Here is a 13869-nt window from a genome sequence, read left to right as displayed (position 1 = left end):
TTCAATATTAGTGTTCTTAACTTTTGTTTGAATTAGATACAGCACTAAACCTTGGATAAAGAACCCGCTCCACCCCACAATGGAACGGGAACTTTCAAAATTTAATTTTTGATTAGTTTGATTGCCTCCTCGCCTTTAGAAGTGTTGATTCTTAAAATATAAATCCCGGCATCCAGGTCGCTAGTATCTACCACATCACTATAATTTCCCGGCCTATGGCTTTCCTTATTTTTTAAAGTCTCTATTTTTCTACCATTTAGAGCATATAAATCTACCGTTACCTCTTCATAATTTTTTACACTGTATTCGTACTCAAATGAATTGATGAATGGATTAGGGGAAACGCTGAAATCTTTAGCTTCAACTATTGAGTCTTGTTGGACTATTTGGGTTTTAAGGGCCACTGAATTAGGGCAATCTATTTTAGGATTACTTTCACAAGGATTCTGAATGTAATATTCTTCAAATGTGAAACGACCTCTACTATTAGGAATATAGGTATTCACATCAAAATCAGGGTTACCGGGTTCGTGTTTGTAATCCCCAGACTGTCCGGTTACAGTCCACTCCATAACTTCAAGAGTCCAATCATCGGTCATGGTAGGAACAGAGATAATCTGATTGCTACCTTCTATCCTTCTGGTATCTGGGCCATTCTCAGCTTCTCGTTTAATAACCTCTTTAATAATTTTAGCCACGTCAATCTTTTCGGTAAAAGATTGGGTAGGGAAATTGTCTATATGATTCCGCCTCCAGTTTACCGGAACAAGATTATAAGAACATGACTCTCCTTCACCACCGGGTACAGTACGTAAAACATCATAAGTGTTATATTCGTCAGACGCAGTACCGATTTTTTCAAAAGTATAAATTGTGTTATTCCCTTTCTGCGACCATTGATAAGAACGCTCATAGTTGCTTCTAATATCTCCTGAATTGTCCCAAGAATGAATAATTACATCACTTCTAACTCTTTTCCCTTCGGAATCAACACCATAAATCCAAGCGGTCATATTGATATGACATCGCCCAGTGCTTCCTGCGTCCCATCTTCCTGTAAAAGAAGCCAATAAAGGTTGGTTTATATCTCCAATAACACTAGGAAAACCATATGCTCCGTTTGGGTCTGATTTTGTACTTTTTTCTACCCTAATATCAAATTCACCATGACCATCATTACTTGATGAACCTAAATTTTGCCATTCTACCCAGAAGTCTTTTCCATTTAAATTATCTTCACCATAATGTGATTTTATAGGGCCTTTCCAATTACCGTTAACCCACCAATTGGAACGATATAAAGAATTTGTAGGCGATAAGGTGTGATCCATGCCAGAACCTTGGCCGTCACCATTATAATGTCCCCCATTTAATTCTAGATCTCTATTATAATACCGCATATACTCAGCAGTTCCATTTGGGGTTGTATTTTTCTCACCAAACCCATAACCACTACTAAATTGAATATTGTCTACCGTATCTTCCCCAACAAGGTTCCATTGGTCTTCAATATCATTTTCTATTACCTCAAATACCTGTATAACCAACATATTAGACTCTAAAGGCTCTCCTGTAACCTCTAATCGAATGTTTCCACTACCTGCTCCTTGAGTGAAATTCTGCAGCACTTTTCCTATCTTGACCCATTGCCCATCTGCATCTACATTTTTATTAGTAATGTATGCCTGAACATATCTTTCACCTAAAAAATTATATTCAAAACCTATATCATACGCTTCCCCTTGAGCTACTTTGCTAGGAGTAATAGTTAATGATATCTTTTCCTGCCCACTTGGTGGCTGAGTTATTTGCCCAACACTAACTCCATCAACTACGTCATTTGCCAGTCCTGCCCAATCTCCAATTTTTAAAAGCTGCGCTTGCCAGCTGTAGCCACTGCCAGACGAATTGGGCACATCAATATTAAAAGTATGGCTTCCTGAGCCCGATTTAATAACGAAATCCTGTGGATCTTCTCCATTAGGATTAATCAAACGCACCAATACATAGGCCGATGGTTCATTTGTAGAAAAATCTACCGTAACAGTCGCTGGCTCTCCTGCCGATAAAGTGGTAGGTGCGGTTGTAAAGTTGATTGAATTTACTCCTGGACTGGGTGGTTCCGTACTTTCTACACTAACACCATCAATAAATTCGTTGGCGAGACCTCCCCAATCAGCAGTTTTCAAAAGTTGAGCTTGCCAGCGGTAACCACTGCCAAGGCGAATTAGGTATTTTGATACTAAACTCGTGACTTCCTGACCCAGATTTCGCAACAAAATCTTGCGGATCTTCTCCATTAGGATTAATTAAACGCAGGAGAATGTAGGCCGAAGCTTCATCCATTGAGTAATTAACAGTTACATCTACCGTTTCCCCAGCTTCAACAGAAGAAGGAGGATCTATAATCTTAATACTATTTTGTGCCCATAGCACATTAGAAAAGCATATCGTAAAAAATATGATAGACAGAAAAGTAATTTTTGTTCTCATAACTTCAAAATTTAGGGGTATTCAATTGCGCATCCGATTATCGGACGTGCTATAAACCTGAAGCTATTTGCGATGTATTTGAAAAGGGGCTGGTCGGGAACTAAAGTTGATTACTACAAAAATTGACTTTAGCCAGACAAGAAAATTGGGGGAGCTTTCATTATTCCAGTTTTTAGGGTTAAAAAATTCTATACAAACTCTGCAAAGAACATCGATGAAAAATTCAAAGTTGCCCACTGATTAAGTTATTAGAGTACTAAAATTGGTTTGGAAATAATGGTCTGCCTAAGTACAGTAATTCTCTACTTGAAGGCAACCAAATGTAGTTAAATATAGTTACGGAAGATCATATTCATATAAAAATACTGGTTTTCCAGTAGTTTTTAAACTACAATGAGATAGAGGAAAAATCTACGAAAATAGAAAGTTCCGTAATAGTTCATTTTTTATAAATGCGTATCTCAGTGATTTTGAGAAACAAAAAAAAACCCGGTATCTAACCCGGGTTTAAAATAGCTAATACAATAAAACACTTTTTTTTCTAAAGAACTATCCTGAATAGAATGGCAATCTCAATTTTCCCAATTAGTATTCAAAAGACAATCCTAATGAAATAGTTCCTCCGTCATAAATATTCTTACGTTCTACCAAAAAACCCGCATAATCAGAATAATTAGCTACTAGGTTTAAATGGTCGTTCAACTTATACATAGATGTAATTCCAATGTTTGTAAAGGTGGTTCCCTCTCCGTATAAAAATGAGCCACTTTGATTATTGATTTCAGAAGATAATTTTTCTTGAATTTTCAACTTTCCTATCAAATACAGATTATCAAAGAATAAGTGGCCTACCTCTGCCCCAATTTGAAGTTGATTACTAAAAGATTCTGTTCTAAAATTGATACTAGTAAATGCGGATGCATAAGTCTTTCCATTAGCAAAACCATGAGATGCAGCTAAGGTGGTCCATACATTAAACTCACCATCTGACAAAGGCAAGTTAATCTCGTTAATCTGCCCGAAGTCATCAGGACTTTTAGATTGTGCAAAATTCTCTCCATCATTGCTAGGTATATCCAATGCTACCTGTAAAGACAACGGGAAATTTTTTAATAATTTATACTTTACAGCTAGTTGAATATTTCCAACACCCCCTACTGTTTCCGTTGTATTAAAGCTATTCAACCTTACCAACGGAACATCTACTATAGCCGTAAGCCTGTTAGAAATACCATATTCTCCGTACAACAAAAGTCCGCTGCTATTAAATGTACTACCCTGATCTGCTAATCTGCCTTCCGTCGTATAGTAATCATTAGAAGAAAAATAGGATGCTGTGGCCTGAACGTAGAACCCTTTTGCTTCTCTGGTCCATCCGCTTTGCGCCTGTAAATAAGTAGCACAAAAAGAAAGCATTAAGAGAATGATATATTTATTTTGTTTCATAATTCTGTTAGGTTATAAGTAGATATTTTAGTCCCTAAGACCAGATACCAAAAAAGAAAAAAACCTTTGGGAGACATAGAAAAACAGAATCATGTGTCTCTATTCCCAAAGGCCATAAAATTCTAATTAATTCAATGCTACATTTCCGAACGGAATGTTAGCTGTAGCACACCATAAGATGATGTGTGTATATTTTGCGTCTGGTGCTACATCTAACTTAATAAACATCTCACCATTACTTTGTACGTTACCTATTAACATTAAATCTGGGTTCCCATTACCTGGATCTGCTGTAAAAGTTTCCGAGGTAGACAAGAATATACCAACTGTACCTGTGCCTAATTCAGTCATGAAGTCATCATCAAAGTGTACAAAATTGGTGCTTTCCGTATCTGCGCCCAACTCCACTAAACCTTCTGTTGGCGTACCGCTCTCTGCTGTTAAGTTTCCACTTCTAGCTACGGTCAAGTCACCAATAGGTAAGGATGAATCTACTTCAACTGTTTCTGTTTCAGTAACTGTTACAGTTTCTACATCATCATCTGAACAACTTACTACAAATGTTGTCATGGCCAACGCTAAAAGTGCAATAGAAAAGTTTCTGTTTTTCATAATCGTAAAATTTAAATTGTTTATCATTTTTTAAACAGTTTTACAATCGACTATCGATAGCTCTGCTGTTTCTTGGGACAAACATAGAAAGGTGGTATCACGAAGTATTCAAGGAAGTATAAAGAGTCTATCACAAGAACCTATATATGAGACACTTCTGTGATACATTCAGAAAAAAGAAAATTTTCAACTAAAAAAAGGGCACAAAAAAACCCGGTAACTACTCCGGGTTTTACGCACTAATACTACTAAGATGTAAGGTTTATCGTAGACGATCCACAGATTTTACAAGATCCTCATCCTTCTTTATGGCTCTATTTGCAAGAACCAAGAAAACGATAGAAATGACAGGAATCAGCATCCCAATACCCTTCTCCGAGACCGAAATCTCTCCGGATAAATTTTGCGACCGGTAAACGAAAAATCCTAGTAAAAAAATATTTAATATCATATTCAATCTGTTTAACACAAATTGATTTTTTCTATTTTTAAATAATACTATAGTAACTATAGCAAGTACTGCCGATATGTAAAAGGCTCCAGATATAAAAACGTCATTTCTGGCAAATATTTCATTTCCTTCTACATCTGACCAAAGGTTTATCCAGAATGGTAGTATACCCGCAATAAGGGCTACTATCAATAAATAAATAGTTTGTATTCTTTGAATCATTATCTAAACGTCATTGTACACCACAAAAATACACGTCTTTTTCAAAAAAAGCAGTGTCGAAAGCAAAATAATTCGTAATATTGTGAGACTATTAGTTATTATCTTACCTATCGGGAAATCTTTCCTTCGTAATACTCAGATAACAATTCACTTCTTATCAATCTCAAGAGACGTATAATTTATATCATACTTAATGTTTGAAATTTCAGATTTAAAAGCAAAAAAACTGCCTGAATTGCAGGAAATTGCCAAAGGCCTTAATGTGCCAAAGTTCAAAACCCTAAAAAAACTGGACCTTGTTTATCAAATCTTGGATGTACAAGCAGCCAACCCCAAAGTTGTGGCAGAAGTAACTGCACCAAAAGCAACAGAGCCAAAACCTAAGCCGAAACCAAGACCTAGGAAACCAAGAACGGTAACCGAAGAAAAGAAACCTGAAGTTAAGGCTGTAGTTGCTCCCGAAAAACCGGTAAGCAAAGAACAAACTGCACCAGCGCAGCAACCAACAGAAATTAAAAAACCGCGCCCAAGACCTGTTAAAAGAGAGCCTAAAAGCAATCCTCAGCACAAAAACCAGAATACTCCCAACGGGAACAACAAAAATCAGCGCAACCAAAAGCCTGCTACCTACGACAAAAGTAATTTTGACAAGGATTTAAAAAATCGCTACAAGGAGCCTGAATTTGAATTTGACAGTATTATAGAAAGCGAAGGCGTTCTTGACATTATGCAAGACGGTTATGGCTTTTTACGTTCTTCTGACTACAACTACCTTTCATCTCCTGATGATATTTATGTATCACAATCTCAAATTAGATTATTTGGATTGAAAACTGGAGATACTGTTTTAGGAAACGTAAGACCTCCAAAAGAAGGTGAAAAATATTTCCCTCTTATTAAGGTGAACAAAATAAACGGAATTGACCCTCAAATAGTTCGGGACCGTGTCTCTTTTGAACACTTAACACCTTTGTTCCCGGATGAAAAGTTCAATTTAGCCGAAAGACAGAGTAATATTTCTACAAGAATTATAGATTTATTTTCTCCTATTGGTAAAGGACAAAGAGGTATGATTGTTTCCCAACCTAAGACGGGTAAAACAATGCTATTGAAGGATATAGCAAATGGTATTGCAGCCAATCATCCTGAAGTTTATCAAATTATACTTTTAATAGATGAACGTCCGGAAGAGGTTACCGACATGCAACGTAATGTTCAAGGTGAAGTAATTGCTTCTACTTTTGATAAAGAACCTTCTGAACATGTTCGTGTTGCAAATATTGTATTAGAAAAAGCAAAAAGATTAGTAGAATGTGGCCATGATGTTGTTATTTTATTAGACTCCATCACCCGTTTGGCAAGAGCATACAACACTGTACAACCAGCTTCTGGTAAAGTATTAAGTGGTGGTGTAGACGCTAATGCATTAAACAAGCCAAAACGTTTCTTTGGAGCTGCCCGTAACATAGAAGGCGGCGGATCTCTATCTATCATAGCTACTGCACTTACAGAAACTGGTTCTAAAATGGACGAAGTTATCTTTGAAGAGTTTAAAGGTACAGGTAACATGGAATTACAGTTAGATCGTAAAATCTCTAACAGAAGAATATTCCCTGCTATTGACCTTACTTCATCTAGTACACGTAGAGATGATTTATTACTGGACAAGGACACAATACAACGTATGTGGATTTTAAGAAAATATTTGGCAGATATGAATCCTGTTGAAGCTATGGAGTTCATTGAACAACGTATTAAGCAAACTAAGAATAACGATGAATTCTTGCTTACTATGAATCAATAAGAGCAATTGATCTGCAGAAATATCAAACTATAGAATCCCGAATTCCTAATTACAAAATGGAATTCGGGATTTTTTTTACAGGTACAACTCTTACGTTTTTCCTCAAAACAAGCATAAAACCTTCTCTTTTTCTCAACGCTGATAGTCTAAAGGTTAAGGAATTCTGTAAATCACGTCTTATTTATCCGTTTTTTCGGATATCTTTATAGCGCAAAAATTTTTCTTCCCCCGAATTTTGCATGTATAACAAAGTAGAACTTTAAAAAACTTATGTCATGAAAAATTCGCGAAAATCCGTGCTTACTAGCGCGACCCTAATTCTTTTATTAATTTTTACAGGATGTCGACTAGACGACAAACCAGAACCTTGCCCAGACTGCCCTTGTGAGCCAGTATTGAACGAAACTTACGACAATGGCATCATTCTCCCAGAAAAGGCTCACAAACTATACGCTAACTATGAAAATAGACGCGTAAACCTCATTCAAGGGTATGAAGACGCTATAGACAAAAAGCAAAGAGACCCTAAAAAATTATATCAGCAAAAAGCTCAGAACCCCAAAGAAGAAAATAACGCAGAAGCAGACCCAGAAAGATTTAAGGTTGCCCGTTATGTATCTTATAATTATAAAGATTTAAAAGAATACCTAGCTTATATTGAGAATGAAGCTAAGTTATCAGGTGAAGAACTTACCACAATGAGATTTTACTTTGCCAATTATGCCAATGAGAAAAAATATAAGGATGGTAGACCAGTACAACACCCAAGGCAAAATTCAATTATGATGTCACCTACCGTAAATAAAGATGGAGCTGACCATATATTTTATACCGATGATGCTGCAGATGGCAAGCGCAGAATTGTTTTATTAGATGATAACTTTAATCGTAGAAAAGGCCAAGAAGGAAACCAAACATCTCCAAACACCAAAAACGAAGCTTCGTTTTTACCAAGGCTTTTTCTCCTCATCACGCGCACCCTTTTATGCACCAAGAAGTACCACAAAGAATGAGGGAGGTTCAAATCCATAGTCACTACTAACAGAATAGATATCTTTTGGAGAACGTAGATTATTTTTTACAAAACTCGTACATCCCCATCTATGGGGTAACGTTGCTTTTGTCTTTATATAAGTATCCCAAATACTTTGATTCAAGACTTAAGTATCTACCTATTATATTTTTTTACACTTTATTAAACGAACTCTTAGGCTATTTAATAAATAGCTACGAAGAATTTAGTTTAATTTCGGCAGACGCCTACCACAACTATAATTGGTTGATATACAATATTTATATGTTGGTATTCTACCTCTATTTCTATTATATATTTCGGTTTTATATTGAAGATTTAAAACAAAAGCGAAATATTTTATATGGAGCCATTTTCTTTTTGATAGTCTGTATCACAAATGCTTTTATTGATGATTTTAGCAAACTACCACAAGTATACTCCTATATAACAGGTGGTTATTTCTTATTTATTGTTCCATTTTATACTTGAAAAAGTTCTTTGCTCTCAAGAAATTTTTTACAACAAAAGAAAATCTTCTATTCTGGTTAAGCACCGGGTTAATAGTTTTTTATGCAGGTTATCTTCCAATAAAGGTAATACGTTATATCCATACAATACATGAAACACCAAACCCTCCAATAGTCAAAAGAATCCATTTTGTCTTAATAATAGTAAGCTACTTATGTTTTATAATCGGCTTTTTACGAATGAGAAGAAGGTTACCAGAATAAAGCTATTTCACTCCTTTATGGGCACAAAAAAAAGCCCTGATGTAAGATTACATCAGGGCTTTTTTTAGATTTTATAAATCTTACAACGCAGCTACGTGCTTTGCTAATTTACTCTTCAAGTTTGCCGCTTTATTATTATGAATAATATTACGCTTAGCCAATCTATCGATCATGCTAACAATGCTAGGCAACAAAGCTTCAGCATCTTTTTTACTTTCTTCACTACGTAATTTCTTAATAGCGTTACGAGTAGTTTTGTGTTGATAGCGGTTACGTAAACGTACTGCTTCGTTTCTTCTGATTCTTTTTAATGCTGACTTGTGATTTGCCATCTTTTTCTAACTTGTTAATTTTTTAAAAATTCCTTTTCGCCAATGCTCATCGAACCTTTTGTAGTCCGTAGGGGAATCGAACCCCTGTTACCATGAAAACCTGGCGTCCTAACCCCTAGACGAACGGACCAATAAATACACTCTAAGTACGACACTAAACTTAAGACTTCGCGAATTCTACTTGAGAACCCATCTACCGTTCAATTGTACTTTGTAGTCCGTAGGGGAATCGAACCCCTGTTACTCAGGATGAAAACCTTGGCGTCCTAACCCCTAGACGAACGGACCATACTTTGCGCAATTGCGGATGCAAAAATACAATTATTTTTTACTAACACAATAGTTAGCATATATTTTTTAATAAGCTTTTGCAAAAAGTACTCTTTTTGATGATGTTTTTCCGGTTACAATACACTTCCCCTCTTTGTTTTCAGTAGCTAAGGGGATACAGCGAATTGTTGCCTTAGTTTCATTTTTTATTTTTTCCTCGGTTTCATTAGTGCCATCCCAATGAGCAGAAATAAACCCGCCTTTTTCTTCCAAAACCTTCTTAAACTCCTCGTATGTATCTACTTCGGTAATATTATCCTCTCTAAAAGCATGTGCCTTCTGATAAATATTCTTTTGAATGTCTTCTAATAGAAATTCAATTTTCGCTACTACATCATCCATAGGAACGGTCTCTTTGGCCAAAGTATCTCTACGGGCAACTTCATACGTACCGTTTTCCAAATCACGCTGACCGATAGCCAAACGAACAGGAACACCTTTTAATTCATATTCATTGAATTTGAAACCATAGGCTTATGTGTATCCCTATTATCAAATTTTACTGAAATACCTTTAGCTTTTAATTCTTTCACCAATGGCCCAACCTTTTCAGAAATAGCATCTAATTGCTCTATCCCTTTGTAAATAGGCACAATCACCACTTGTATTGGCGCTAATTTTGGAGGCAATACCAAACCATTATCGTCACTATGGCTCATTATAAGTGCTCCTACCAATCTTGTAGAAACCCCCAAGAAGTAGCCCAAACGTACTCTTGTTTTCCTTCTTTTGTAGCAAACTTAACATCGAACGCTTTAGCAAAGTTTTGCCCTAAAAAGTGAGAAGTACCTGCCTGTAATGCTTTACCATCTTGCATTAATGCTTCAATACAAAAAGTTTCTATTGCACCGGCAAAACGCTCGCTTTCAGTTTTAACCCCCTGTATAACAGGCATAGCCATAAACTCTTCAGCAAACTGAGCATAGACCCCGTTCATTGTTTTAGCCTCATCTATTGCTTCTGCCTCAGTAGCATGAGCCGTATGGCCTTCTTGCCATAAAAACTCTGCTGTTCTAAGAAACAAACGTGTACGCATTTCCCAACGAACTACATTGGCCCATTGATTAATCAATAAAGGCAAATCTCTATATGATTGCACCCAACCTTTAAACGTATTCCAGATAATAGCTTCACTGGTTGGACGCACAACTAGTTCTTCTTCTAATTTAGCGTTTGGGTCAACTCTTAATTTACCATAGTTTGTCTGGATCATTCTGAAGTCTATAATGAGTGACTACTGCGCATTCTTTTGCAAAACCTTCCGCATTTTTTTCTTCTGCCTCAAATAAACTTTTGGGCACAAATAGCGGGAAATAAGCATTCTCATGCCCTGTTTCTTTGAACATCCTATCTAGTTCTGCTTGCATTTTTTCCCATATAGCAAAACCGTAAGGTTTAATCACCATGCAACCTCTTACAGCTGAATTTTCAGCCATGTCAGCTTTTACCACGAGTTCGTTATACCATTTGGAATAATCCTCGCTGCGTTTAGTCAAATTCTTACCCATTATATTTAGTTTGGCACAAAACTTGTGCTTATGTTAGGAAAATAATTGGGTAAAACTACTTATTTTTACTATGTTCAACAATAAAAATTGCACCCATGATACATTTACCATCCCACAGTAAAATTCGTCTCATTGCACTTTGCACCCTAACTGGCATTGTTGCAGTGTCTTGCGGCTCATACCAATCAGCCTCTTATTATGATAATGACGGAATTTATTCCAGTGACAATCAAGTTAGTGTAGAGCGCCAGACAAGACCGCAACAGGCCAAGCAACAAGCTCAGGCTAATGACGAACCATATTCGGACTATTTCGGACAACAAGCCGGTCAATATGACCAAATGCTAGATGGTGAAATTTTCACAGATGTAGATTCTTATTCAAGCGGAACGGCTCAGGATAGTATTTCTGGCGGAGAGCTTACCGATTATTATAATAACGACAATGATTATGCCGGTCATGCAGGATGGGGTGATAATGCGACCGGTGTAGAAATCAATGTTTATGATAATGGATGGAATGGTTACGGGGGTTTTGCTTGTGGCTCTCCATGGTTATATAATTCTTATGGATGGGGCGGCTACGGATATGGTGGCTTTTACAGTCCTTGGAGAAACAGATATAACCCTTGGGGCTGGGGTGGCTACGGATTTGGATTTGGATACGGAGGCTACAACGGTTTTGGCTGGGGTGGTTACGGAACATGGTGCCCTCCATATGGCTATTACAACGGATACAACAATTACTCGTACAGAAACCGAAACTATGCATATAATCGCAGTAGAAGAGGTTACAGCAGAAATACCAATGCTATTTCAGGAAACAATTCTAGATATGCATCTAGATCAAATGTAAATAGAAGCAGTAGATCTACACCTAGATACTCTGCTACTAGATCAAGATCTAATGCGAATGGAAGCACAACTGCACGTAGCTCAAGAAGCACTGGCACGAACCGTTCTTCGACAGCATCAAGAAGAACTGTAGGTGTTGATAGAAATAGTTCATACAGAACAAGTAGAAGCACAAGAGCTACACCAAAATATAACAGCTCTTCACGTAGCAATACGTATAGAAGCAGCGGGTCGTCTACTCCACGTTCTTCTACCTATAGAAGTTCCGGAACAAGAACGAGCAATGGTGGTACATACAGAAGTACAACACCTAGAACAAGTACTTCTAGATCATCTGGAACGAGCAGAAGTAGCTCTAGCGGAGGTACTTATAGAAGCTCTGGAAGCTCTTCAAGAAATTCTGGAACATACAGTTCTGGTAGTTCAAGCAGGTCTTCTGGATCCAGCTCTAGATCTTCTGGATCAAGTTCAAGATCGTCGTCGTCGTCAAGTCGTAGAAACTAAGTCCAAAATCAAAAGTAACTTACTTTAAAATTGCTAGGAATGAGAAAATATATAACATTCATAGGGCTGTTTGCATGTGCTATTGCAAGTGCTCAAAATATAAATGATGTATTACGCTACAGCACAGAGAACCTGCAAGGCTCGGCACGTTTTCAAGCTATGGGAGGTGCATTTGGGTCTTTAGGTGGTGATTTATCCGCCTTGAACATCAACCCTGCCGGTAGTGCTGTTTTCAATAATGGGATATTCTCAATATCGGGAACTAATTATAACAGAAATACAGATTCTGATTACAACGGTACACTAAGCAACTCTACCAATAACAATTTTGATATCAACCATTGGTGGTGCGTTTGTTTTCAAATCCACAAACCCTGATAGTAAATGGAGAAAATTATCTTTAGCTCTTAACTACGATGTTGTTCAAAATTTTGATGATCGTCTTCTTACAAAAGGGTCAAGCAATGAAGGAATTGACAACTATTTTCTAGACTATGCAGATGGCATTAGGCTAGAACCTCTAAAATTACAAGGCAACGAAAGAATTGGTGACGCTTATTTAGACATAGGCGCAACTAACGGCCTAGGTTATAAAGGGCAGCAAGCTTTCTTAGGTTTTCAGGCAGGTATAATTGAGCCTACTTTAGATGAAGAAGACAATACCAGTTATTTCTCAAATGCTAATTACAATAACGTAAACCAAGATTTTCGCCAGAATATTTCTGGTTATAATAGCAAGTTTACTATAAACGGAGCTACGCAATATGGAGATAACTTTTACTTTGGAGCTTCACTAAACTTTCACACCATTCGCTATGAAAGATTAAATAGGTTTGATGAATCATATTCCAATGAAGGCGAATCTAGATTTGTAGCATTTGATAATTTTTTAGAAACTGAAGGCACAGGTTTTTCGCTAAGTCTTGGTGCTATTGCCAAGGTAAACGATGTTATTCGTGTAGGTGCTAGTTACCAATCACCAACATGGTACCGCTTAACGGATAATTTCTCGCAAGGAATAGATTCTGACTATCCAAATAAAGATAGTGATTTCAATTTTTTCGACCTTAATTATGTAAACATCTTTGATTACCAAATAAAAACACCTGGAAAGGTAATAGGAAGTATTTCTGCTGTTTTTGGTAAAAGCGGACTTTTAAGTCTTGATTATGGTTATCAAGATATGTCTAATGCAGAGTTAAGACCTACTAGTGATTCTGGTTTTGCCGATGAAAATATATTTATTTCAGAAAGTTTAGGTGGTGTTTCCTCTATTAGAGTTGGTGGTGAATACCGAATAAAAAGAGTAAGCTTAAGAGCTGGATATCGTTACGAGCAAAGCCCTTATGAAAGTGGAAATATCGTTGGAGACCTTAATGGAATCTCAGGCGGTATAGGTTATAATTTTGGCAGAAGCCGATTAGATTTAGCTGTAAGCCGTACGGAACAAGATGTGCTTCAATACTTCTTTGATACAGGAATTAATACTCCTGCCTTATTGAACAACGTGAATACAAATGTTACTTTAGGATATACTTTGAATTTCTAACGAAACACACATATTATT

Annotated in this window: 11 protein-coding genes, 2 tRNA genes and 1 pseudogene; 5 read left to right on the top strand and 9 right to left on the bottom strand. The window is 36.8% G+C overall.

Annotated elements, in window-relative coordinates; translation table 11 throughout:
- Window positions 1–101 precede the first annotated feature (101 nt).
- The 5 genes from Q5W13_RS13810 to Q5W13_RS13790 all read right to left on the bottom strand — a co-directional run bounded on the left by Q5W13_RS13810 (window position 102) and on the right by Q5W13_RS13790 (window position 5224).
- Window positions 102–2189, bottom strand: a complete 2088-nt coding sequence (locus Q5W13_RS13810) for a T9SS type A sorting domain-containing protein (protein ID WP_304443400.1) — start codon at window positions 2187–2189, stop codon at window positions 102–104.
- Window positions 2176–2493, bottom strand: a complete 318-nt coding sequence (locus tag Q5W13_RS13805; RefSeq protein ID WP_304443399.1) for a hypothetical protein — start codon at window positions 2491–2493, stop codon at window positions 2176–2178. The genes Q5W13_RS13810 and Q5W13_RS13805 overlap by 14 nt, the downstream gene beginning before the upstream one ends.
- A gap of 585 nt (window positions 2494–3078) precedes the next feature.
- On the bottom strand, window positions 3079–3939 hold the full coding sequence (locus Q5W13_RS13800; protein WP_304443398.1) for a hypothetical protein: 861 nt from the start codon (window positions 3937–3939) through the stop codon (window positions 3079–3081).
- A gap of 126 nt (window positions 3940–4065) precedes the next feature.
- Window positions 4066–4551: a DM13 domain-containing protein gene (locus Q5W13_RS13795; protein ID WP_155594487.1), complete on the bottom strand. Its 486-nt coding sequence runs from the start codon at window positions 4549–4551 to the stop codon at window positions 4066–4068.
- 262 nt (window positions 4552–4813) lie between these two features.
- Window positions 4814–5224: a DUF4293 domain-containing protein gene (locus Q5W13_RS13790; RefSeq protein WP_155594488.1), complete on the bottom strand. Its 411-nt coding sequence runs from the start codon at window positions 5222–5224 to the stop codon at window positions 4814–4816.
- A 193-nt stretch (window positions 5225–5417) separates the two neighbouring features.
- Here Q5W13_RS13790 and rho point away from each other — a divergent pair, with 193 nt between their 5' ends.
- A complete protein-coding gene (rho, locus tag Q5W13_RS13785; protein WP_304443397.1) occupies window positions 5418–7028 on the top strand; it encodes a transcription termination factor Rho in 1611 nt (536 codons plus the stop codon).
- 275 nt (window positions 7029–7303) lie between these two features.
- Entirely contained in the window at window positions 7304–8041 is a 738-nt protein-coding gene (locus Q5W13_RS13780; RefSeq protein WP_304443396.1) for a hypothetical protein, read from the top strand.
- Window positions 8042–8854: 813 nt separating this feature from the next.
- Here Q5W13_RS13780 and rpsT read toward each other — a convergent pair.
- The 4 genes and pseudogenes from rpsT to proS all read right to left on the bottom strand — a co-directional run bounded on the left by rpsT (window position 8855) and on the right by proS (window position 10944).
- Window positions 8855–9106, bottom strand: a complete 252-nt coding sequence (rpsT, locus tag Q5W13_RS13775; RefSeq protein WP_155594491.1) for a 30S ribosomal protein S20 — start codon at window positions 9104–9106, stop codon at window positions 8855–8857.
- Between the two features lie 61 nt (window positions 9107–9167).
- Window positions 9168–9236 (bottom strand) — tRNA-OTHER (locus tag Q5W13_RS13770).
- Between the two features lie 84 nt (window positions 9237–9320).
- Window positions 9321–9394, bottom strand: a tRNA-Glu gene (locus tag Q5W13_RS13765).
- A gap of 69 nt (window positions 9395–9463) precedes the next feature.
- Window positions 9464–10944, bottom strand: a pseudogene (gene proS / locus Q5W13_RS13760) (proline--tRNA ligase).
- 95 nt (window positions 10945–11039) lie between these two features.
- Here proS and Q5W13_RS13755 point away from each other — a divergent pair.
- Genes Q5W13_RS13755 through Q5W13_RS13745 form a run of 3 tightly spaced genes read left to right on the top strand, consistent with a single transcriptional unit; the run spans window position 11040 to window position 13851 of the window.
- Window positions 11040–12302, top strand: coding sequence for a hypothetical protein (locus Q5W13_RS13755; protein WP_304443395.1), 1263 nt, complete (start codon window positions 11040–11042; stop codon window positions 12300–12302).
- 39 nt (window positions 12303–12341) lie between these two features.
- A complete protein-coding gene (locus Q5W13_RS13750) occupies window positions 12342–12680 on the top strand; it encodes a hypothetical protein (protein WP_304443394.1) in 339 nt (112 codons plus the stop codon).
- On the top strand, window positions 12631–13851 hold the full coding sequence (locus Q5W13_RS13745; RefSeq protein WP_304443393.1) for an OmpP1/FadL family transporter: 1221 nt from the start codon (window positions 12631–12633) through the stop codon (window positions 13849–13851). Before Q5W13_RS13750 ends, Q5W13_RS13745 begins: the two co-directional genes overlap by 50 nt.
- Window positions 13852–13869: the final 18 nt, after the last annotated feature.

The sequence above is a fragment of the Zobellia laminariae genome, assembly GCF_030553095.1.
GTDB classification, from domain to species: Bacteria; Bacteroidota; Bacteroidia; order Flavobacteriales; family Flavobacteriaceae; genus Zobellia; species Zobellia laminariae.
The sequence above is the reverse complement of the archived record's forward strand: the minus strand, read 5'-3'. Positions and strand labels throughout refer to the sequence as shown.

What these genes read in the sequence shown, in the direction of transcription:
- Q5W13_RS13805 (WP_304443399.1), bottom strand. Translation starts at nt 2,493, where the DNA reads ATGAGAACAAAAATTACTTTTCTGTCTATCATATTTTTTACGATATGC.
- Q5W13_RS13800 (WP_304443398.1), bottom strand. Translation starts at nt 3,939, where the DNA reads ATGAAACAAAATAAATATATCATTCTCTTAATGCTTTCTTTTTGTGCT.
- Q5W13_RS13795 (WP_155594487.1), bottom strand. Translation starts at nt 4,551, where the DNA reads ATGAAAAACAGAAACTTTTCTATTGCACTTTTAGCGTTGGCCATGACA.
- Q5W13_RS13790 (WP_155594488.1), bottom strand. Translation starts at nt 5,224, where the DNA reads ATGATTCAAAGAATACAAACTATTTATTTATTGATAGTAGCCCTTATT.
- rho (WP_304443397.1), top strand. Translation starts at nt 5,418, where the DNA reads ATGTTTGAAATTTCAGATTTAAAAGCAAAAAAACTGCCTGAATTGCAG.
- Q5W13_RS13780 (WP_304443396.1), top strand. Translation starts at nt 7,304, where the DNA reads ATGAAAAATTCGCGAAAATCCGTGCTTACTAGCGCGACCCTAATTCTT.
- rpsT (WP_155594491.1), bottom strand. Translation starts at nt 9,106, where the DNA reads ATGGCAAATCACAAGTCAGCATTAAAAAGAATCAGAAGAAACGAAGCA.
- Q5W13_RS13755 (WP_304443395.1), top strand. Translation starts at nt 11,040, where the DNA reads ATGATACATTTACCATCCCACAGTAAAATTCGTCTCATTGCACTTTGC.
- Q5W13_RS13750 (WP_304443394.1), top strand. Translation starts at nt 12,342, where the DNA reads ATGAGAAAATATATAACATTCATAGGGCTGTTTGCATGTGCTATTGCA.